General features: G+C 68.2%; 2 protein-coding genes. Both read right to left on the bottom strand.

The annotated features are described in order from the left end of the window. Window positions 1-234, bottom strand: coding sequence for an MbtH family protein (locus ACPXB3_RS18955; RefSeq protein WP_425704466.1), 234 nt, complete (start codon window positions 232-234; stop codon window positions 1-3). Continuing rightward, on the bottom strand, window positions 215-25,291 hold the full coding sequence (locus ACPXB3_RS18950; protein WP_425729029.1) for a non-ribosomal peptide synthase/polyketide synthase: 25,077 nt from the start codon (window positions 25,289-25,291) through the stop codon (window positions 215-217). Before ACPXB3_RS18950 ends, ACPXB3_RS18955 begins: the two co-directional genes overlap by 20 nt. Between the last annotated feature and the right edge of the window lie 3 nt (window positions 25,292-25,294).

Here is a 25,294-nt window from a genome sequence, read left to right as displayed (position 1 = left end):
TCAGCCGTTCTTTCTGGCCGCCTCGTCGGCCTCCATCGCGTCGATCAGGCTCTGCGGGCGCAGATCGGTCCAGTTCTTCTCGACATACTCCAGGCACGCGGCGCGGCTGTCCTCGCCGAACACCGTGGTCCATCCGTCCGGGATGTCGGCGAACGTCGGCCAGAGGGAGTGCTGGTTCTCGTGGTTGACCAGGACGAAGAATCGTCCGTTCTCGTCATCGAAGGGGTTCGTCATTGTCGCTTCCTTTCCTCACCATCGTCTTCGAGGTGTTCGTTGTCGGTGCGTGCACGCTTGCTTCGGGCGCGGCATCGTCGTGCGTGTTCTCCGACAGCCGCGCTGCGAGGACCGGCCCGATGACTGCGAGAGCATCCGCATTCGCCATGCCGAGGTGATCGGCGTCGACGTCTACGTTGAGAACGCGTCCGCCGACGTGTGGTTCCCACGACCGCGCGAGCGCGGATGGGTCTTCCTTGTCGCGAGTCGCCGTGAACACCAGCAGCGAGCCGTCGAACGGGTCCGGACGGAAACGCTCGACCAGTTGCTCACCGCCGGCGAAGCTGTCCATCACCCATTGCACCTGCTCATCGCGCAGCAGCCCCATCGACGCGATCCGGTCCCGCACGATCGCGGCGACCTCATCGGCCGAACTCGCCGCGACATCTTCCCCGAGATCGAACAGGGCGCGCCAGCCCCCCAGGAAGTCGCCGACGAATTCGCCGCCGGGACGAACCCGCTCCGTCGACGCCACACCGTCGGCCGGTTCGGCGGGAACCGGTGCCGAGTCCATCACACCGAGGAACGCCACCTGCTCACCAGCCGCTCGCAGTTGCGTGGCCATCGCGTAGGCGACGTACCCGCCGAGCGACCAGCCGAGGAGGTGATACGGACCCTGGGGCTGCACGCGCCGGATCTCGGCGAGGTACCTTCCCGCCAGCTGCTCCACCGACGACGCGAACGGCTCACCCGACACCGCGTGCGGATCCTGCAGTCCGTACACCGGGCGATCGTCCAGGTAGGGCACAAACCCTGCATAGAACCACGCGAGTCCACCGGCGGGATGTACGCAGAACAGGGGCGCCTGCGATCCCCGTGCGAGTTCGATGAGGACCTCGTCCGCAGCTGCCGCCGTGCTCTCGATACGCGCCGCGATACCGCGCGGCGTCGGATCGTTGAACAACCATCCGAGTTCGAGGTGATCGCCATGCCTGCTACGCAAGAGACCGAGTGCGCGCGTCGCCGACAACGAGTCACCACCGAGGTCGAAGAAGCTGTCGGTGGCACCGACGTCCTCGACGCCGAGGAGCTCGCCGAAGACCTCCGCCACCGACGCCTCGACCGGCCCGCACGGCTCCACATGAAGGCCGGCCGACACCCGTGGTTCGGGAAGTGCGCGCTTGTCGAGCTTGCCGACAGCAGTCAGGGGAAACTCATCGAGCACGGTGATGCCCGCGGGCACCATGTGCGCGGGAAGCCGCTGCGAGAGGAACTGCCGCAAGGTCGCCGCATCGGGTCCCTCTGCCCTCGGGGAATCGAGCACCGGGGAATCGAGCACCGGGGAATCGAGCACGACATAGCCGGCGAGCGCGGTCGCCACCGCACCTCCGACACCGATGACGACCGCGGACCCGACCGCAGGATGGCTCGCGAGGGCCGCTTCGATCTCGCCGAGCTCGATCCGCAAACCCCGCAGTTTGACCTGATCGTCGCTGCGGCCCGAGTACTCGAGGGCGAGCTCGCCGGTCTCGTCTCGCTGCCAGCGGACGACGTCGCCGGTTCGGTACATCCGTTCCCCCGGTGCACCGTTGGGGTGCGCGACGAACCGCTCCGAGGTCAGCCCCGGTCGATCGAGGTAGCCACGAGAGAGCGGTGGTCCGGTGATGTAGAGCTCGCCGGAGACCCCCTCGGGCACGGGATGCAGACGGGCGTCGAGAACCGCGAGTCCCGCGCCGACGATGGGACCACCGAGCAGCACCCGAGCGCCGGGAGACATCGGCCGCGAGAACGTCACGCTGATCGTCGTCTCGGTCGGGCCGTAGATGTTGTGGAGACTGACGTGCTCTGACCAGCCGTCGATGATCGACGACGGGACGGCTTCGCCTCCGACCGCCACGCCGGTCAGATCCGGCTGCGTTGCCGGGTCGAGAGTCGACAGCACGGTCGGCGTGAGAAACGTGTGTGTCACCCCTCGGATCCGCATGAAATCCTCGAGCGCCTCGCCGCCGACCGCGTCGGCGGGCCGGTAGGCGATCTCGGCGCCGAGCGTCGCGGCGAGGAGATATTCCAGCACCGAGGCGTCGAAGCTCGGTGACGCGAAGCCGAGTACCACCGGCCGATCGGCCGGGGGGAAGCACGACGACTCCACCGCGGCGTAGTTCGCGAGGCCGGAGTGGGTGACGCTCACGCCCTTCGGCCTGCCGGTCGATCCCGAGGTGTAGATGACGTAGGACACGTTCTCCGGCCGCACCGGAGCCAACAGCTCACCCGCCGCGACGGCCACGTCCGGATGCGAGGAGATCTCGCGGGACACGAACGGGTCGTCGAGGTCGATCCATGCGAGTCCCGGACGCGACGGGAGCGAACGCGAACGCGTCAAGCCGAGCACCGCACCCGAGTCCTCGATCATCGTCGCGACTCGTTCGGCCGGATAGTCCGGATCGATCGGCACATATCCGGCACCGGTCTTGGCGACCGCCCAGATCGCGGTGAGCAGGTCGGCCGAACGCCCGATCGCCAGACCGACCAGCGATTCGGCGCCGATCCCACGCGAGATCAGCCAGCGCGCAAGCCGATTGGAGTCGGCGTCGAGTCGGGCGTAGGTCAACCTCGCGCCGGCGGCGTCGCTGACGGCCGTGCGCGGTCCATATGCCGCTGCAGCCTCGGCGAAGAGGTCGGCGAGTAGCCGCGGCCGGGACCCGGCGCCACCGTCGACCGGCATGAGCAGAGCCGACTCCGCGGGGGACACCATCGTGATGTCTGCGGTGAGCCGCGTCGGGTCGGCCGCCATCTGGTGCAAGATCTCGACCAGTGCTCGGCCGAACACCTCCACCTGGTGATCGTCGAACGCCGCAGGCAGATACTTCAGCGTGAGCGAGATCCTTCCTCCCGGCAGCGGAGCGGTCGCCATGTTGAGCGGATAGTGGGTGGCGTCGGTGCCGTCGAAGTCGAGGATCTGCAGGCCGCCGGTTCGTGCGGAATCGGCCCCCGCCAGCGAGTCGCCGTCCACCGGGTACGACTCGTGCACCGTGAGCGTGTCGAACTGCAGCGGGCCGTCGGCCAGCGCCATCAGTTCCGTCAGTCCGATGTGCTGGTGATCGAGCACGGCCACCTTGGCCTGCTGTAGATGCCCGAGCACGTCCGCGACGGGCGCACCCGGGTCGACGTCGACGACCGCGGGCACGGTGTTGATGAACAATCCGACCATCGACGCCACGCCCTCGAGGTCGGCCGGGCGGCCAGAGGTGGTCTCACCGAATGCGACGACCCGATTCCCGGTCAGCCGGGACAGGAGCACGGCCCAGGCGAGTTGCAGCACCGTCGCCACGGTCGCCCCCTGGGTTCTGGCGAGTCGCTCGATCCCGGTGACGGTCTCCTCGTCGAGGACCGTGCCGCGATCGCGGGGGAGTATCTCGCCGGCACCGGACACACCGGGCGCCACGAGGGTCGGAGCGTCGAGCGGCGCGAGGACCTCGCGCCATGCGGCTCGAGCTGCCTCCGGGTCGGCGGCGGCGACGCGGCGCGCATGGTCACCGAAGTCGCCGCCCCCGGGTTGTGTCCCCGTGTACGTCGACCCGGTCGCGTACTGCGCGAGCAGGTCGGCGAGTACGAGCGGACCCGACCACCCGTCGATCAGGATGTGGTGGTTGGTGACGATCAAGTGCGCGCTCTCGCCGTGTCGCACGAGCTTGAAGCGCATGAGCGGAGCGGACTCGAGGTCGAATCCGCGGCGTCGCTCGATGTCGGCGTGCTCCTGCACCATGTCATCGACAGTCGACGTCGCCGGCACCTCGACGACCTCCCATGGCACCGAGACCGTCGCCGGGACGACCGTGACCACAGCGCCGCTTGCGCAGCGCACGAACGCCGAACGCAGCGCGCTGTGGTGTTCGAAGAGCGCCTCGGTCGCGCGGCGAAGTCTGTCGACGTCGATCGTCCCGCCCAGGTGCAGAATCGCCTGTACGACGTAGACGTCCACCGCATCGTCGCCCGCGAGCTGCGATTGGACGTGGAGGCCCTTCTGCAGGGGCGTCATCGGCCAGATGTCGGCCGAACCGAATCGGTGCGCGAGCTCGTCGAGGTCGTCCTGGGTGACACCGGTACCGGGCACGTCCGAGGGCGACGGTCCCGGGCCGCCCGAACGCCCCGCCGCCACGGTGACGGCGGCGAGTTCGGCCGTCCACCGTGCACCGAGCTCCTCGATGTCGGAACGGAAGAATGCGCCGCTCGGGAACACGAGATCCGCCGACAGTTCGCGGCCACCGTCGGTCCCCGCGATCCCGACGTTGACCGAGAGGGTGTTCATCGCGACCATCTGTCCCGACACCGACGCCGGTAGCGCGGGTGCCGCCGGGTCGGCGGTGAACGGCACGACTGCCGCATCGTCGTCGCCGCCGCGGACCCCTGCCCCCAGATAGTTGAACGCGATGCCCGGTAGCGCGGTCTGCGCCGGCGGTGAGCCGGGATCGAGCCTCAGAAGCCCGAATCCCAGACCGTGCCCGGGTCGACCGAGGCGCTCCTCCTTGGCGGCCTTCACGGCGTGCACGATGTCGGCTCCCGGATCGAGCGCCACCGGCGCGATCGACGTGAACCATCCGACCGTGCGGGAGAGGTCGGCCGTGCTCGGCGCCGAACCGTGCGCGAGCACGTCCTCGTAGCGCCCGTGGCCCTCGACCAGCACCGATACCGCGGCGTCGTCGACGATTCCCCGCGCGCGCTGCCACGATCTGATCGCGCGGGCCAACGCACCGAGCAGGGCGTCGTTGACATGTCCGCCGAACCGCTCGGGGACGCTGGTGAGCAACGCCTCCGTCTCCGCGGGCCCGACGCGGACAGTCACCGTGGACAGGGTGGCGAACCGGTCCCGGTCGCGGTCGACGGTGACGCCGAGATCGGTGGGCTCGCGGTCGACGCGCCGGCGCCAGTAGTCCACTTCCGTTGCGTGATCCGGCGTGTGTTCGGCCAGCGCCCGGTGCCACGCTCGTGCCGAGGTGACCTCGGGACGCAGCGTCGCCTCGTCGCCCGCGTTCCACGCGGCCCATGCGGTGATGACGTCCTCGATGAGGATCGGCCACGAGACCGCGTCCACGCCGAGGTGATGAATCGCGAGCACCACCCGGGCGCCGTCCGACGCCGCCACGTGAGCGGCCGACACCAACACCCCGTCGGCCGGAGACAGCTCGTGCAGCGCCCGCGCGTGCGCCCTGCGCACGGCCACAAGGAATTCCGGGCTGTCGAGAGCTGAGTCGACGCGTTCGTCGACGACGCTCGGTGAGGCATCGGACCCCGCTGTCGCAACCCACTCGTCATCGACGTAGGCAAGCGTCGACGACAGCATCGGGTGCGCGGCGACCACCGTGGTGAGGAGTCCTCGCAGCGTCTCGGTGTCGAGGCCCTCCGGCGCGACCAGTGTCATCGACTGGGAGAAGTCGGCGAAATCGTCTGGCCCGTCCGACAACTCGATCATCCACGCGGCCACCGGCGAGATCGGCACCGGTCCCCTCGGCCCGTCCGACGGCTCCGCCAGCATCGGGAGTTGCCGCGCGTCCGCGGCCGATGCCGCTGCCAGGGCGCGCACCGACTTGTGCTCGAAGATGTCGCGCGGCGAGATCGGGATACCGGCCGCCCGCGCGGCCGACGAGAGCGTGATGGCGAGGATCGAGTCGCCGCCGAGCGCGAAGAAGGAGTCGGTCATCGCGACGCTCTCGACGCCGAGGACACCACAAACGAGACCGGCCAGGGCCTCCTCTGCGGGTGACATCGGCACGGTGTCGCCACCGGCACTGTCGAACACGGGCTGCGGCAAGGCTTTCCGGTCCAACTTGCCGTTCGCGGTCAGCGGCAGCCGGTCGGTGACGGTGATGATGGCGGGCACCATGTACGCCGGCACCGCGCGCGCAACGACGCCGCGGACGACATCGACGTCGACCGTATCCATCTGATCACCGACCACATATCCGACGAGCTGCTCACCACGTCCGGGTATGTCGATGACCATCGCCGCGGCGGCATTGATGCCCGGGGACGCAGCAAGAGCGGTCTCGACCTCGCCGTATTCGATGCGGAAGCCGCGCAACTGCACCTGCGCATCACCGCGCCCGACATACTCGATGTCGTCGCCGACGCGACGCGCGAGATCGCCGGTGCGGTACATGCGCACACCGCCCGGATCGAACGGGTCGGCAACGAACCGCGTGGCGCTCAGATCTGGCCGTCCGCGGTAGCCTCGCGCCAATTGTCCTCCGGTGACATAGATTTCGCCGACGACGCCGGGCGGCACCGGACGCAGACGCGTGTCGAGGACGTGAATTCCCAACGACCTCAACGGCCGCCCGATCAGCGAGCTGTCGCCGCCGCGGACCGACACCGGGTCCATGGGCCGGATACTCACGTGCACCGTCGTTTCGGTGATGCCGTACATGTTGACCAGTTGCGCTGTGTCCGCGGGGTTCTCGGTGAACCACCGGTCGACCTGATCGAACGCAAGCGCCTCCCCGCCGAACACGATGTAGCGCAACCGGAGACGGGGTGCGACGCGCCGGCGAGCGTCGATGAGCTGGTAGAAGGCCGACGGCGTCTGGTTCAGCACCGTCACCTCCTCGCGAGCGAGGAGTTCGACGAACGCGTCCGGGTCGCGAGCGACATCCCGATCGACGATGACCAGACGCGCACCCGTCGCGAACGGACCCCACAATTCCCAGACCGAGAAGTCGAATGCATACGAGTGGAACATGGTCCAGACGTCGGTGGCGACGAAATCGAAGTCCGCAGCGGTGGTGTCGATCAGGGTCAGCACGTCGCGGTGGGTGATCTCCACGCCCTTGGGCATACCCGTGGATCCGGAGGTGTAGATGACGTACGCGCCGGAGTCGGGTCGGATGCTCGGCGCCGGTGCGGACAGACCTGCCCCCTGCGCCACCAGATCGTCGACGTCGACCGCCGCCACGGTATCCGGCAGCGCGGCGAAGAGCTCGTGATCGACCGTCGCCGCATCGGTGATGATCAGGTCGACCGCGGCGTCGTCGACGATGTAGGCCAGTCGTCGCACCGGGTTCGTCGTGTCGAGCGGCAGGTAGCCGGCACCTGCCTTCAGCACACCCAGGATGGCGACTGCCAGGTCGACGGTGCGCGCGGTGGCAACGCCGACGAGGTCTCCCGACGCGACACCCCCTTCGGCGAGCGCGGCGGCCACTGCGGTCGATCTGGCGTCGAGTTCCCGGTAGACGAGCGACCGGCCACCGGCGCCGACCGCGGTCCGGTCCCCATGTGCGCGCACCGATCTGGCGAACACCTCGACCAGAGTCAGGTCGGTGCGCGGGGTCTCGGTCACCGGGGCGGGCAGCGCCGCGAGTGTCGCGGCCTCGGAGTCGGTGAGCAGCACGGCGTCGCCGACCATCAGGTCGGGATCGGCGGTGCAGGCGTCGAGCAGCCGGACGAGACGATCAGCGATGGCGTCGACGGTCGGCGCGTCGAAAAGGTCTGTGGCATAGACGATCTGGGCCGTCCAGGGCTCGCCGTCGGGACCGGCGGCGATACCGAACGTGAGATCGACCTTTGCCGGTGTGTGCTCCGGCGCAATGGCCGAGATCTGCGCTCCGGCAACGTTTATGCCGCTCACACTGTTTATGGTGTTCACGTTGGCCGCGATCTCGGGTGGCACCGTCTGGTGGAACGTGAGCAGTACCTGGGTGAGCGGGGCGAAGGCTTCCGAACGTACCGGGTCGAGGCGATCGATCACGGCCTCGAACGGCACGTCGGCGTGCGCGAACGCATCGACGTCGGTGGTCCGCACCGCGGCGAGCAGATCGGCGAACGACACATTCGGGTCCACTTCGCTGCGCAGCACGAGTGTGTTGACGAACATGCCGACCAGCGCATCGAGATCACGTTGCCCGCGACCGGCAATTGGGGTTCCCACTGTCACATCGGTCGAGGCGGCCAGCCGGGAGAGGAGAGCAGCGAGAGCCGCATGGATGACCATGAACGGCGTCACCCCGTACTCGCGTGCCACTGCCGTCACCCGGCTCGCGATCGACGCGCGTATCTCGAACCCGACCTGCGCGCCCTGCTCGGAGGCGACGAGCGGTCGCCGACGGTCCATCGGCAGTTCGAGTACATCCGGCACACCCGCCAACGCGCGCTCCCAGTAGGACAACTGGCGGGCGACCACCGACGCGGGGTCGTCGGGGTGACCGAGTACGTCGTGCTGCCAGATTGCCACATCTGCGAACTGCACCGGCAGCGGCGCGAATCGTGGCGCCGAGCCGGCGGCCCGCGCCGCATAGGCCGTCATCATGTCGCCGACCAAGGGACCCATCGACTCGCCGTCGGCCACGATGTGGTTGGCCACCAAGGCAAACACGTACTCGCCGGGGCCGACCTGCCAGAGGCGGCACCGCAGGGGCCGCTCGACGCTGACGTCGAAGCCGTCGGTCACGGCGGATTCGAGTTCCGCCGCGGAATCGACGACCGCCCAGTCGAGTCGAACCGACACGCTGTCGACGTCGCCGATGCTCTGCACCGGAACACCGTCCACTGCGGGGAACACCGTCCGCAGGACCTCGTGACGCACAACCACATCGACGACGGCTGCCCGCAGCGCCGCCACGTCGACGTCGCCGCCGAGTCTGAGCAGCACCGGCACGTTGTAGGTGCTCACCGTCGGATCGAACTGGTTGATCACCCACATCCTCGCCTGCGCGAACGACAGCGGGATGTGGGCAGGTCGCGGTGCGACGGGCACGACCGGGGGGAGACCGGGCTCACGCTGCACCGCAAGTGCCGCGAGGCCCCGTACCGTCGGCTGCTCGAACAGGTCGCGAACGGTGATGTCGGCGTCGAACACCTCGGACACGCGCGCAGCGACCCGGGTGGCCGAGAGCGAGTTGCCGCCGAGATCGAAGTAGCTCTCCGTGACGCCGACCCGGTCGGTACCGAGCACCTCGGCGTATACCGCGGCAACGCGTTCCTCGGCTTCGGTCGCCGGCGGAACACTGCGATGCTGCTGCTCTTCCTCGACGGGCTCGGGCAGGGCACTCGTGTCGAGCTTGCCGCCGGGGGTGTGCGGCAGCGCATCGAGCACGGTCAGACTCGAGGGCACCATGTGGGACGGGAGCCGCTCGGCGACGCGGTCACGGATTCCGGCGACATCGATGTCGGCGGGTGCCACCACGTAGCCGGCCAGCGCGGTGGCGGCCGCCCCACCGACACCGATCACCACCGCAGCGTCGACGTCGGGATGTGCGGTGAGTGCCGCCTCGATCTCACCGAGTTCGATTCGCAGTCCGCGCAACTTGACCTGCGTATCGATGCGGCCGACGTACTCCAACTCGCCGTCCCCGGTGACCCGGACGACGTCACCCGTCGCGTACATGCGCGCGCCCGGGGCCGAGCCGAACGGGTCCGCGACGAACGCCTTCGCGGTGAGTCCCGCACGTCCGAGGTAACCGCGCGCGAGCGAGTCGTCGGCACTGAGATACAGCGCGCCCGTCACGCCCGGAGGCACCGGATGGAGTCGCGAATCGAGAACATATGCGGCGAAACCGCGGATCGGGCGCCCGATGGTCACCGGGAGCCCGCGCCGCACCACCGCCGCCGTCGCCCACACCGTGGTCTCCGACGGGCCGTAGAGGTTGAGCGTCCGGAGGTCGGGGTGGGCCGACGCCCATTTGTCCATCAGTTCGGCCGGGCACGCCTCACCCGCTGATGCGAGGTTTCTCAATGTCGCGCCGAAGCGGGGATCGACGGTTGCGAGGACCGTCGGCGTGATGACCGCCTCGGTGACACCCCCGCGTTCGAGGACGCCGCCGAGGGCGTCGGCGGCGTATTCGTCGGCCCCCGCGATGACCAGGGTGTGTCCGAGGCCGATGCCCCACAGCATTTCGAGAACCGACGCGTCGAAACTCGGCGACGCGACGTGCAACACCCGGACGTCATCTGCCGTCGCCGTGGTGCCGGAGATCTCCGCGAGCGCGTCGATGAGATTCGCGACGCCGCGCTGGGTGACCCCGACGGCTTTGGGCCACCCGGTGGAGCCGGAGGTGTAGATGAGATACGCGAGGTCGTCGAGCCTGACCGGCGCGCGCCGCTCGTCGCTCGTGATGGGGCCGTCGGCGACTCCCGGCCCTATCAGGGACGCGATGTCGAGCCACGTGCACGGCCACTCACCGAAGCCGTCGATGATGTCGCGATCGCCGATTCCCAGGGTCGCACCGCAGTCGGCGAGCATGAAGGCGATCCGATCTGCCGGATACGACGGCGCGATCGGCACGTAGCCCGCCCCCGTTCGGAACACCCCGAACGCGGCGACAACCGAGGCGATCGATCGATGCATACCGACCGCGATCACCCCGCCCGGCCCTACGCCCCGGGCGATCAACCGCCGGGCGACGCGGTTGGTCGCCTTCTCGAACTCGGCGTAGTCGATCTCCTCGTCACCACAGATCAGCGCCGGTCTCCTCGGGCTGATCAGGCGGTCGGCGAGGATGTCGACGAGAACACGCGGTGTCGAGACACCGCCGTCGGGCGCGACACCGTCGGTGCCCAGCGACTGACGGCTACGCACCGCGAGTGATGTCACCACCTCGTCGCCGGTGGCGAGGTCGATGTCGCCCACGGCGACGTTCGGGTCGACGACCATCGCTTCCAGTATCGTCAACCACCGGTCGGCGAGAGCACGGACCGTCGATTCGTCGAACAATGCACCGGCATAGATGAATTCAGCCGCCATGGGTTCGTCACCGCGACGGCCCGCCACGCCGATGGTGAGGTCGAACTTGGCTGCGGGCGCAGCGATGTCCAGCGGTTCGGCGATCAGTCCCGCCGCATCGATCCGGGTCCGCGGATCGACGTCACCCGAGACGTGGGTGAAGGCGATCTGCACGAGCGGCTCGAATGCGGTGGAGCGCGCAGGCGACAACTCGTCGATCAGGTCTTCGAAGTTCACGTCCGCGTGTGCGAAGGCATCGAGATCGGTGCTACGAACGGCGCCGACGAAGTCGGCGACGGTGTGCGCCGGCTCGACCCGGGTGCGCAGGACCAGGGTGTTGACGAACATGCCGACGAGATCGGTCAGCGCGGAATCGGTGCGGCCCGTGATCGGGGTTCCGATCACCACGTCACCGGTGGTGGCCTCGCGGGACACCATGATCGCCAGCGCCGCATGCAAGACCATGAACTCGGTGATCTCATGATCTCGGGCGAACGCCTCGATGCCCGTGGCCAACGTGTCGTCGACCGGCACGGTGACCACGCCGGCGGCGGTGTCACGAACCGACGGCCGTGGACGGTCCATCGGCAGGTCGGTGACCACCGGTAGCGCTGCGAGTTGCGTTCGCCAGTAGTCCATCTGGGCACCGATCGGGCTCGACGGATCATGCACGCTGCCGAGCGCCGCCTGCTGCCAGAGTGCGTAGTCGGCGTATTGCACCGGCAGCGGGGCCGGCGCCGCGACTGTCGGGTCGGCGCGGTGAAGGTAGGCGGAGAGAAGATCGCCGACGAGGACCGGAACCGACCCGCCGTCGAAGGCGATGTGATGAACGGTGAGGGCGAGTTCGTACTCGTCGTCCCCGACCGGCAGCACACGGCCCCGGATCGGTAGTTGCCGCGTGACGTCGAAGCCCGTTGTCGCCGAGGTGATCAGATCCTCGTGTTCTCGCGCGGTGCTCCAGTCCACCATCTCGCGCGCCTGCGCCGCGGCGACGATCCGCTGCACGGGGCCGTCACCGTCTGCCGGATAGATCGTGCGCAATACCTCGTGGCGCTCCACGACGTCACCGACGGCAGCAGCCAGGGTGTCGACGTCGAGGGTTCCCTTGAGACGCAACACGATCGGCACGTTGTACGACGCCGACGTCGGATCGAATCGGTTGATGAACCACATCCGGGACTGAGCCGGGGACAATGGCACCACCGCGGGTCGCGCCACCGCGGTCACACGTGGCAGCACCTGTTCGCGACCCTCGATGGCCGCTGCGAGTTCTTCGACAGTGGGTGCATCGAACACATCCCGCACCGACACCGACACCCCGAACACATCAGCCACCCGAGCCGCCACCCGCATCGCCGACAACGAATTACCACCCAACGAAAAAAACGACTCCCCCAACCCCACCCGAGACACACCCAACACCTGCTCGAACACCGACGCCACCGACACCTCCGCCACCGACCCCGGCGCCACAAACCCCACCTGCGACACCACCACCGGCGGCAACACCCGACGATCCAACTTCCCCGAACTGTTCACCACCAACTCATCGGTCACCACCCACACCGACGGACACATATACCCCGGCAACACCCCCGCCACATACTCACCCACCACACCCACATCCACCGACCCCGGCGACACATACCCCACCAACTGCTGCCCACCACCACCATCGACCACCGCACACACCGCATGCACCACACCCGGCGCCGCCGCAACCACCGCCTCCACCTCACCCAACTCCACCCGCTGCCCCCGCAACTTCACCTGAAAATCCGTACGCCCCAAATACTCGATCTCCCCACCAACACCCCACCGCACCAGATCACCCGTCCGATACAACCGCGAACCCCCACCACCAAACGGATCCGCCACAAACCGCTCCGCACTCAACCCCGCCCGCGACGCATACCCCCGCGCCACCTGCACACCACCCAGATACAACTCACCCGCAACCCCGGGCGGCACCACACCCAACCGCGCATCCAACACATGGGCAGTGGTGTTCTGGACCGGCCTGCCGATGGTGACGTGGTCGGCTCCGGTCACGTCGACGTCCGTCACGTCGACCGCGGCTTCGGTGGGACCGTACAGGTTGTGAATGCTGGTGTCCGGCAACAGTGCGTGTGCCTCGAGTGCGACAGCCGCGGGCAGTGCCTCACCGGAGGTCAGCAGCCATCGCAACGAGTCGAGTTGCCGAATCCGTTGCTTCGGAACCACATCCAAGAACACCGACAACATCGACGGCACGAAGTGCACCGACGTCGCCCGTGTCGCACCGATCAAGTCCGCCAGATACAACGGATCCGCATGACCACCCGGCCGCGCCACCACCACCTGCGCACCAGACATCAACGGCGCGAACAACTCCGGCACCGACACATCAAAGGTCACCGGCGTCTTCAACACCACCCGATCGGTGTCGGCCAGTGCGAAGCGGCCGATGCACCACCACAAGCGGTTGGCCGCCGCCCGGTGTGACACGGTGACGCCCTTGGGCCGGCCCGTCGACCCCGACGTGAACAACGTGTACAACGCCGCATCACCGGACAACGACGACAACCGCTCGGCATCGGACACCGCAGCCACCGACACATCCACCGACCCCGACGCATCCACCTCGACCACCCGCACGCGATCGCCGAGTTCGGCAACGGCCGCGGGAACCTCACCGGCGGCGACCAACACCACACCCACACCGGCCGTCTCCACCATGTACCCAACCCGCTCGAGCGGCGCCGCGGTGTCCAACGGCACATACTGTCCACCCGCCGCGACCACCGCATGAACGGCCACCACGAACTCGACCGAGCGCTCCGACGACACCCCCACCGCCACCTCCGGCCCTACCCCCACCGCAATCAACTCACGCGCCAACACCGCCACCCGAGCACCGAACTCCGCATACGACACCACCCGACCCGCACACCACAACGCAGGCGCACCAGGCGACCGAACCACCTGCGCCGCAACAGCATCAGCGACCGTGTCGGTGATGGGCGCAGCGATCGGTCCGGTCCCGGCATCCAGGACGGCGGCCGTCTCGGCAGGCGAGATCAGCGGCGCGTCTCCGACGGCGGTGTCCGGCGCCGCGGTGAGTCCGTCCAACAATGCGATGAAACGATCTGCGAAGGCCGAGATGGTCGCGTCGTCGAACAGGTCGGTGGCATAGACGATCGAGCACTGCCAGTCGCCGTCGTGCGGTGCGGTCGTCACCGTGACGGCGAGGTCGAGTTGCGCGGAAACGCTCGGAACCGCGACCGGCGCCACCTCCAGCGAGTCGACGCGCACCGTCTGGTCTGCGGTCATACCCGACTCCGTCGAGAGCATGACCTGAGCCAGCGGCGCGAAGGCCTCGGAGCGCACCGGGTCCAGCGCGTCGACGATGGTCTCGAACGGGACGTCCGCATGGGTGAATGCGTCGAGGTCGGCCACTCGCACCTGGTCGAGGAGATCGGCGAACGACTCACCGAGATCGACGTCGGAGCGCAGGACGAGGGTGTTGACGAACATCCCGACGAGCGGGTCGAGTACGGCCCGCCCACGGCCGGAAACCGGTGTCGCGACGGCGATATCGGTACCTCCGGACAGTCGCGCGAGCAGCACCGCGAGTGCGGCGTGGACGACCATGAACGCCGTGACGCCACGATCGGCGGCCGTCGCGGCTATTCGCGCCGCGACGTGAGAGGGGATGGCCATCTGCATGCGGGCACCGCGATGTGAGGCGACGGCCGGACGCGGCCGATCTGCCGGCAGATCGATGACGTCGGGAAGGCCGCTCAGTTCGGCAACCCAGTGCGTCAACTGTCGCCCCACCACCGATTCCGGGTCGGCGGGATCACCGAGGACCTCGTGCTGCCATATCGCGTAATCGGCGAATTGCACTGCCAGCGGGGCGAAGTCCGGTGTCTCACCCGCCGCGCGGGCAAGGTAGGCGGTCACCAGATCGGCCACGAGCGGGCGCATCGACTGGCCGTCTGCGGCGATGTGATGGGCGACGAGCGCCACGATGTGTTCGTCGGGGCCCACCGGCGACACGCGCACCCTCAGCGGCCAGGATTCGGTGACGTCGAACCCGGTGGTCACCGCCTCGGAGAGCTCTTGTGAGTCGGCGACGACGGCCCAATCGAGCTCCGCAGCCACCCGGTGGGCGGGGTGTATCACCTGTACCGGTGTCCCGTCGACGGCGGGGAATGTCGTGCGCAGTACCTCGTGGCGGGCGACGACGTCCTCGACTGCGCGACGCAGGGCGACGAGGTCCAGTGTCCCGCTCAGCCGGAGAAACGCGGGGATGTTGTAGGTTGCGCTGCCCGGCTCGAACCGATTGATGAACCACATCCGGGACTGCGCGAACGACAGCGGGATCTCTGCCGGCCGTCGCGACACGGCCTCGATCGGTGTCAGGCCGTGGTCCCGCGTGGTCACGAGGTCGACGAGTTCTTCGACGGTGGGTGCATCGAACACATCCCGCACCGACACCGACACCCCGAACACATCAGCCACCCGAGCCGCCACCCGCATCGCCGACAACGAATTACCACCCAACGAAAAAAACGACTCCCCCAACCCCACCCGCGACACACCCAACACCTGCTCGAACACCGACGCCACCGACACCTCCGCCACCGACCCCGGCGCCACGAACCCCACCTGCGACACCACCACCGGCGGCAACACCCGACGATCCAACTTCCCCGCACTGTTCACCACCAACTCATCGGTCACCACCCACACCGACGGACACATATACCCCGGCAACACCCCGGCCACATACTCACCCACCACACCCACATCCACCGACCCCGGCGACACATACCCCACCAACTGCTGCCCACCACCACCATCGACCACCGCACACACCGCATGCACCACACCCGGCGCCGCCGCAACCACCGCCTCCACCTCACCCAACTCCATCCGCTGCCCCCGCAACTTCACCTGAAAATCCGTACGCCCCAAATACTCGATCTCCCCACCAACACCCCACCGCACCAGATCACCCGTCCGATACAACCGCGAACCCCCACCACCAAACGGATCCGCCACAAACCGCTCCGCACTCAACCCCGCCCGCGACGCATACCCCCGCGCCACCTGCACACCACCCAGATACAACTCACCCGCAACCCCGGGCGGCACCACACCCAACCGCGCATCCAACACATACATCGACGTATTGGCCACGGGAATCCCGATGGGGATCAACCGATCTCGTGTGGTGACCTCGGCATGACCGACCTCGACGGCGGCTTCGGTCGGGCCGAACAGATTGTGGATCGACACGCCGGGCAACAATCGATGAGCAGCAGCCACGGTGGCAGGCCCAAGCGCCTCGCCAGAACAGAAGACCCATTGCAACGAGTCGAGTTCCCGAACCCGTTGCTCCGGAACCACATCCAGGAACACCGACAACATCGACGGCACGAAGTGCACCGACGTCGCCCGTGTCGCACCGATCAACTCCGCCAGATACAACGGATCCGCATGACCACCCGGCCGCGCCACCACCACCTGCGCACCAGACATCAACGGCGCGAACAACTCGGGCACCGACACATCAAAGGTCACCGGCGTCTTCAACACCACCCGATCGCCCGCCGCCCACGGGTACTCACCGAGTCCCCACCACAATCTGTTGAGCACCGAGCGGTGCGACACGGTCACACCCTTGGGCCGGCCCGTCGACCCCGACGTGAACAACGTGTACAACGCCGCATCACCGGACAACGACGACAACCGCTCGGCATCGGACACCGCAGCCACCGACACATCCACCGACCCCGACGCATCCACCTCGACCACCCGCACGCGATCGCCGAGTTCGGCAACGGCCGCGGGAACCTCACCGGCGGCGACCAACACCACACCCACGCCAGCGGTCTCCACCATGTACCCAACCCGCTCGAGCGGCGCCGCGGTGTCCAACGGCACATACTGTCCACCCGCCGCGACCACCGCATGAACGGCCACCACGAACTCGACCGAGCGCTCCGACGACACCCCCACCGCCACCTCCGGCCCCACCCCCACCGCAATCAACTCACGCGCCAACACCGCCACCCGAGCACCGAACTCCGCATACGACACCACCCGACCCGCACACCACAACGCAGGCGCGCCCGGCGACCGAACCACCTGCGCCGCAACAGCATCGGCAACCGTGGTCACCGGGACCCCGACCTGCGGCCCGACCGACCACCGATGGATCGTGGCGCGCTCGTCGTCGTCCACCAGCGAGATATCGGCGACCAACGACCGCGGTTGCCCGGCAACGGTGCACAGGATGACCTCGAGTGCGGTGGCAAAGACCTCGATCTGCTCCCCGTCGAACGCGCTCGGCAGGTACTTCAGGGTGATCGTCAATCCGCCGTCACCCGTCGGCGAGGTGACCATGTTCAACGGGAAGTGCGTCGAATCACTGACCACCACCTCGGCGAGGTCGAGCCCGGTGGTCGACGAGTCGGTCGAGAGCGACTCGATGTCGACGGGATACGATTCGTGCACCGTCAACGTGTCGAACAGGTCGCCCTCCACCCCGGTCAGTGCGGTCAGTCCGGGCAGCCCGTGATGCTGGTGGTCGAGCACCGCGACCTTGGACTCCCCTAGTGCGGCAAGTACGTCGGCGATCGGCATCGACGGATCGACGTCGACGACCGCAGGCAACGTATTGATGAAAAGCCCCACCATCGACTCGACACCGTCGAGGTCCGCGGGTCGTCCCGAAACGGTCTCGCCGAAGGTGACGACGCGTTGACCCGTCACCCGGGACAACAACACCGCCCACGCGAACTGGAGAACCGTCGCCAGTGTCGAACCCTGTTCTCGTGCCACGGATTCGAGGGCTGCGACGAGCCGTGGGTCGACGGGCACCGCGCGGTTGCGCGGCAGTGCGTCGGTGGTGGCCGTCGCGCCCGGTGCAACGAGTGTCGGTCCGTCGACCGCCGCGAGCACCTCACGCCAGGCAGCCAATCCGGCCGCGTGGTCGGCGCCGGCGACGCTCCGCGCAAAGTCGCCGAAATCGTCTGTCGGGGCGTGCTGTCCCCCGGTGTAGGTCGCTCCGGTGACGTACAGCGCCAGCAGATCCGCGAGAACGAGCGGCCCCGACCAGCCGTCGAACAGGATGTGATGGTTGGTGATGACCACGGTCACGCCGCCCGCGTCCCGGATCACCACGACCCGTAGCAACGGGGGTGCCGCGAGGTCGAACGGCGTGACCCGCTCGGCGGCGACCACGTCGTCGACCGCCGCGTGCCGCCCCACCTCGTCGGCCTCGCCGAGCTCGATGATGCGCCATGGCACCTCGACGGACGGATTCACGACAGCGACCACCGCGCCGCCCGCGGTCTGCAGATAGCTCGTCCGCAAGGCGGGATGCCGGGTGAACAACCCGCCGACGGCGCGCCGCAGGCGATTCTCGTCGACGGGCGCCCCAAGACGCAGAACCGTCTGCCCCACATAGACATCCACGGCGTTGTCGGCACCGGCACCGGCGCCGGCCAGCGCCGACTGCACGACGAAGCCGTGCTGCAACGGCGTCAGCGGCCAGAGCGCGGAGCCGGGATACGCCGCCGTCAGCGCGTCGATATCCGCCTGGGTGATACCGGTTCCGGGTAGATCCGACGGGGACGGTCCGGGATCGCCGATGGCGTCCAGCTCGGTGCGCAGCGCCTCGAGCTCACGCAGCCATGCCGCGGCAAGGTCGGCGACGTCGGGCATGGTCAACACGTCCTGCGCGTACAGGAACTCCGCCGACAGTGCACGTCCACGTTCATCCGGGCGGACCGTGATATTGGCGGTGAGCGCGTTCGTCGCGGGCATCAGTCCGGACACTGTCGACGCCAGTGCGGGCGCAGTGATGTCGACCGCGAAGGGGATCACGGTGTCGTCGTCCTGCGCGGCACCCTGACCGACCGCGCCGAGATAGTTGATGGCGATGGCCGGAAGCGCGCAGTGCCACAACGGAGTTCGTGCATCACCTCGCAGGAGCCCGAACCCGAGGCCGCTGGCACGACGACTCAGCCGTTCCTCTTTTGCGGCCTTGACGGCGTGAATCGCGTCCTCGCCCGGGTCGATGACGAGCGGCGCGATGGTCGTGAACCACCCCACCGTGCGCGACAGATCGGCCCGGCGTGGTTCCGCGCCGTCGAGAAGGACGTCTTCGTATCGTCCGTGCCCCTCGGTCACCATCGCCACCGGACCCTGCACCGGCCGCCCGCGACCATCCTGAAATGCGCGGACCGCACGCGCCAGCGCGGCGCTCAGCACGTCAGCTGTGGCGGCGCCGAACGCTTTCGGCAGATCTCCGAGGACAGCCTCGGTGAGTTCCGGATCGAGTTCGACGGTCACCGGTTCGGGTGCCGTCCGACCGAGGGCGGCCGCGTCGTCGAAGCCGGGCGTGCGGTGCCCGACCCGCGCGAGCCAGTAGTCGACCTCGCCGTCGGCCTGCACCGTGGTGGCGAGCGCATGCTGCCAGGCTCGTGCCGAGGTGACCTCGGGTCGCAACGCGCTCGGAGTCCCCGAACTCAGTGCGCCCCACGCTGTGATGACGTCCTCGATGATGATCGGCCACGACACGGCGTCGACGGAGAGGTGATGGATTGCGAGGATGACGCGCGCGCCATCATTTCCGGACACGAGGACGGCGGCGACCACGCGGCCGGCGAGTGGGTCGAGGCGACCCAGCGCCGCCGCATGTTCGGCGCGGATCAGCTCGTCGAACTCTGCTGAGCCGGTACCGGTGTCGGCATGCACGGCGTGCGTTGCCGCTCGCGACTCGGGCACTCCCGCGAGCAGACCCCACCCGTCGTCGGAGTGCCGGAGCCGCAATGCGAGCATCGGGTGCGCCGCGACGACGGCGTCGAGGACCGACGCGAGCATCGTCGGATCCAGATCGTCGGGAGCCACCATGACCACCGACTGCGAGAAGTCGCTGAGCCGCTCGGGCTCCCCCGCCATCTCGAGCAGCCACTGCACCACCGGGCTCAGCGGCACCTCACCCGCGCCGCCGCCGTCCGGTTCGGCCAGGAGCGCCACGGCCGCCCGCCCATCGCCACCTGCGCGGGCCATCGCTCGAATCGTCTTGTGTTCGAAGATGTCCCGTGGGGTGAGCGCCAGCCCGGCATCCCGCGCCGCCGAGGCGAGCCTGATCGACATGATCGAATCCCCGCCGAGCGCAAAGAACGAGTCCGTGACACCGACCCGTTCGATTCCCAGGATTCCGGCCACCACCGCCGCCAACCGACGTTCCGCGGTCGACGCCGGTGCGACGTAGTCGTCTCCGTCGGGCGTCTCGGGGGCCGGCAGCGCGCGCTTGTCGAGTTTCCCGACGGGCGTCAGCGGAAGCGCATCGAGGACGATGATGTGCGCGGGCACCATATGGGCGGGCAATCGCTGTTCGAGGTGCTCACGCACCGCGGACACATCGAGTCCCGAGGGTGCCACCACATAGCCGGCGAGTGCGGTGGCCACCGAGCCACCCACACCGATCACGACCGCGGCCGACACGTCCGGGTGCGACGAGAGCCCTGCCTCGACCTCGCCGAGCTCGATCCGCAGACCGCGGAGTTTCACCTGGTCATCGCTGCGGCCGGAATACTCGAGTTCGAGATCGCCGTACTCGGAACGGCGCCACCGCACCACATCGCCCGTGCGGTAGAGCCGATCACCGGTGTTGCCGAAGGGGTCCGCGACGTAGCGGGCGGCCGTCAGGTCGGCCCGGCCGAGGTACCCGCGGGCCAGCGCCACGCCACGGACATAGAGCTCACCGGGTACGTTCACCGGAACCGGCTGCAGCGTGTCGTCGAGGACGAACAACTCCACACCGCCGATCGGCCCCCCGATGCGCACCGGAACACCCCCGCGGCGTTTGCTGTTCGCCACCGCAACCGATGTCTCGGTGGGACCGTAGGCGTTGAAGAACGCGACCTTGTCGGCCCAGTCGTCGACGAGTCGCTGCGACAACGCCTCACCTCCGGATGCGAGGAGTTGCAGTCCGGGGACCATTCCGGGATCGATCGTCGCCGCCACCGTCGGCGTCATGAACGCATGCGTGACCCCGGCCTCGCGGATGAACTCTTCGAGCAGTTCTCCGCCGATCGCACCTTCGGGCCGGTAGGCGAGCATCGCTCCCCCCGTCGACGCGATCAGCCACTCGAGGATCGAGGCGTCGAAGCTCGGGGACGAATATCCCATCACCACCGAACCGCCGTCTGCCCGATAGCGGGCCAGGTCCGCCGAATAGTTGCCGATACCCCGGTAGGTGATCGCCACCCCCTTGGGCCGCCCCGTCGACCCGGACGTGTAGATCACGTAGGCGAGCGCGTCGAGATGGCGAGGGCGCACCAGCTCGTCCGGCCGTAGGTGACCGGCCGCCGAACCGACGGCCGGGTCCCGCCGGTCGCCGACGACGTCGCACATGAGCGACCACGCGACCGACGAGGGCAGCGTGTCGCGCACTGTCGGCGTCGTCAGACCGAGGGCCACACCCGAGTCCGTGAGCATGTAGGTGATGCGGTCCGCCGGATAGTCGGGATCGATCGGTACGTAGCCGGCACCGACCTTGGTTACCGCCCACAAGGCGGTGAGCAGGTCGACCGACCGCCGAATCGCAAGTGCCACGAGCGTTTCGGTGCCGACGCCGTGGGCGATCAGCCAACGTGCACACTCATCCGAACGGGCGTCGAGCTCGGCGTAGGTCGCCACGTCACCTGACGCGTCGGTGACCGCGACATCGTCGGGATGACGCCTCGCCACGTCGACGAGAACATCCGCCAACAACTGTGGTGTCGCGCCGGTGCCGCCGGACACCGATGACAGTTCGTCGTACTCGCGATCATCGAGCAACCGGGAGCGGCCGACCGGCAGTGCCGGTTGTTCGGTGGTCTCGGTCAGCAGACGAGTGAACCTGCGGGCGATCGACTCAGCCGTCTCGGCGTCGAAAATGTCTGTGGCGTAGACGAGTTCGCCGGACCAGCCGTCGCCGGTGTCTCGCAGCGCGAACGTCAGATCGACCTTGGCGGAAATGTCGTCGACATCGATTGGCTCCACGTCGAGGCCCGGCAGTCGTGCGGCGGCAACACCTCGCGCGGCGAGTTCGGGCATCGCGGACTGGTCGAAGGTGAGCATGACCTGACTGAGCGGCGCAAACGATTCCGACCGTGGCGGATCGAGTGCCTCCACGACCGACTCGAACGGCAGGTCGGCGTGCGCGAACCCTTCCAGATCGACTCCGCGCACACGGTCGAGCAACTGCGCGAACGTCAGTGCCGGATCGACTCCCACACGCAACACGAGGGTGTTGACGAACATGCCGACGAGCGGATCGAGGACACGTTGCCCGCGGCCGGCGATCGGCGTCGCGATTGCGATGTCGTCGGTCCCCGAAAGTCGGGCCAGCAATGCGCTCAGCGCCGCGTGTACGACCATGAACGGTGTGACGCCGGAATCACGTGCCAGCTCGGCCACGCCGTCGGTCACCGCCGCCGGGACGGTGAAGGACGTACGCGCGCCGCGCATCGATGCCACCGCCGGGCGAGGGCGGTCGGTGGGCAGGTCCAGCACGTCCGGCAATCCACGCAGTTGCCGGATCCAGTAGCCGAGCTGACGACCGATGATCGAATCCGCGTCGTCGGCGGAGCCGAGGACCTCGTGCTGCCAGATGGCGTAATCGGCGAACTGGATCTCCAGCGGCTCGAATTCCGGCGCGACCCCGGCAGTTCTGGCCAGGTAGGCCGTGATGAGATCGGTGACGAGCGGGCGCAGCGACTCACCGTCGGACGCGATGTGGTGCATCACCAACGCGAACACCCAGCGTCCCGGCGACTCCGCCAAGAGCGCGGCACGGACCGGCCAGCCGGTGGTCACATCGAAGCCCGACACCGCAACCTTCTGCAGTTGCGACCACGAGTCGACCTCGAGCCACTCGAGTCGCTCGTCGATCTCGTCGACCCCGCCGATCACCTGGACGGGCTCGTCGTCGACGGCGGGGAACGTGGTCCGCAGCACTTGCTGGCGCTCGATCACATCGGTCAGCGCGCAGCGCAGGGCGCGCACGTCGAGGTCACCGGCCAACCGCAGCAGTGCCGGGATGTTGTACGTCGGCAACGACGTATCGAACTGATTGATGAACCACATGCGACTCTGCGCGAACGACAACGGAATTCGTGCGGGTCGTGGCAGGGCAACCACCTCGGGCAGACCCGCGGCACGCTGGGCCGACAACTCGGCCAGCCCGCGAACCGTCGGTGCGTCGAACACATCGCGCACCGAGAGGCCCACCCCCAGCGCCTCGCCCGCGCGCCCGACGATGCGCGCGGCGGCGAGTGAGTTGCCACCGAGGTCGAACAGCGAGTCGGCCACGCCGACCCGTTCGAGATCGAGCACGTCCGCAACGATCTCGGCGAGCATCTTCTCGGTCTCGGTGCCCGGGGCCACGTACGCGGCGTCGGCGACGATCTCGGGTTCGGGGAGCGCGCGGCGGTCGAGTTTGCCGTTCACCGTGAGCGGCAGTTCATCGAGGAGCATCACCACGTCCGGGACCATGTATTCGGGCAGCAACGCCGCGGCATTGGACCTGATCAGTGTCGGCGACACGTCGGCCTTGGTTGCCTTGTCTGCACTTTCGGCATTGCCGGCGAGCACGGCGTAGCCGACGAGTTGTTCGATTCCGTTGTCGCGCGCCATGACCGCGACCGCGACGGCGTCCACCCCCGGCGTGGACAGCAAGGCCGCCTCGACCTCGCCGAGTTCGATGCGGAAGCCACGCAGCTTGATCTGTGCATCCGATCGTCCGAGGTACTCGAGGGTGTCGCCGTGTCGGATCGCGACGTCGCCACTGCGATACATCCGTTGGCCGGCGCCGGCGAACGGATCGGCGACGAAGCGCACACCGGTCAGTTCGGGGCGGCCGAGATACCCTCGCGTCACCTGGGTTCCGCTGACGTAGATCTCGCCGGGCATTCCGTCGGGCACCGGCCGCAGCCGGTCGTCGAGTACGCGGACCGTGAGTCCCGGCAGACCATCGCCGACGTCGGAACCCTTTGCAGTCGACACGAATTCGGGATCAAGCGCACGGAAGGTCGAGTGCACCGTCGTCTCGGTGATGCCGTACATGTTGACCAGCAATGGACCGGGCCCTCCCCGGCCGGCCATCCGATCGGAATACCACCGCGTCACCTGTGCAAAGTCGAGCGCCTCGCCGGCGAACACCATGTACCGGACCGACGACGGCATCTCATCGGATGCCACGGTGGCCTCGCCACGCGGCCGCACGGCTGCGGCGAGCTGGTAGAACGCCGACGGCGTCTGCGACACCACCGTCACCGACTGCTCGGCGAGCAGCGCAGCGAACTCCACCGGGCTGCGCGTCGTCAGGTAGTCCACGACGAGCAGTCGTCCGCCGAACAACAGGGGGCCCCACATCTCGAACACCGAGACATCGAAGGCATACGAGTGGAACATGGTCCAGACGTCGTATTCGGTGAAGCCGTAATGCTGTTGCGCGGCAGCCAGTAACGCCACCACCGACCGGTGTTCGACGACGACTCCCTTGGGGCGGCCGGTGGAGCCGGAGGTGAAGATGGTGTAGGCCCCCAGACGCGGGTCGAGCGCAGCAGGCAACGCCGGTGACCCATCGTGCCCGCGCTCGCCGAGGTCGGCGGTCGTGGTGCGGCCGACTCCGAGGGCGTCGAGAGTCGCGTGGCCGCCGGGATCCGCGATGACCACGACCGGGGCCGCGTCGTCGACGATCATCTGCAGCCGATCGCCCGGATGTGAGGTGTCGAGCGGAAGGTAGGTGGCACCGACCTTCAGTATGCCGAGGATCGCCACCATGATGTCGACGCTGCGAGACGTGGCGAGACCGACCACCGACCCCTGCGCCACACCGGATGCGAGCAGACCGCGAGCGACCGCGTCGGAGCGCTCGTCGAGCTCACGATAGGTCAGCCCGGCGCCCGCAGTGTCGGTGACCGCGAGCCGAGCGCCGAAGCGCCGCACCGCAAGTCGGAACAGACCGGGTAGCGACTGCCAGTCGTCACCGCCAAGTGTGTCGACGGCCGCGGTACGCACACCCCGCAGGCGTTCCTGCGTGAGAGCAGCCGACGCCGCCGGGTCGGCACCGGGCGTGGTGACCAACGGAGCGATCGTGGCGGCGACAGCGGCATCTCCGTGGATTCCGCGTCCGGCGAACACGGTCGCCATGGGCGCAACGCGCGCCTCGAGCTCACCGAACGTCAGGCTCACCGTCGACGATGACAGCGCGAGGACCTCCGGTGCGGTCCGTGCCGTCACCGCGATCAGATCACGAGTGCCGGGACGGTGACCCCACCCCGAGCAGGTTTCCTTTGCGTTCGCGTCGATTCCCGTCACGGC

Source organism: Gordonia sp. DT219 (assembly GCF_049847065.1).
In the GTDB taxonomy this organism is placed as follows: domain Bacteria; phylum Actinomycetota; class Actinomycetes; order Mycobacteriales; family Mycobacteriaceae; genus Gordonia.
The sequence above is the reverse complement of the archived record's forward strand: the minus strand, read 5'-3'. Positions and strand labels throughout refer to the sequence as shown.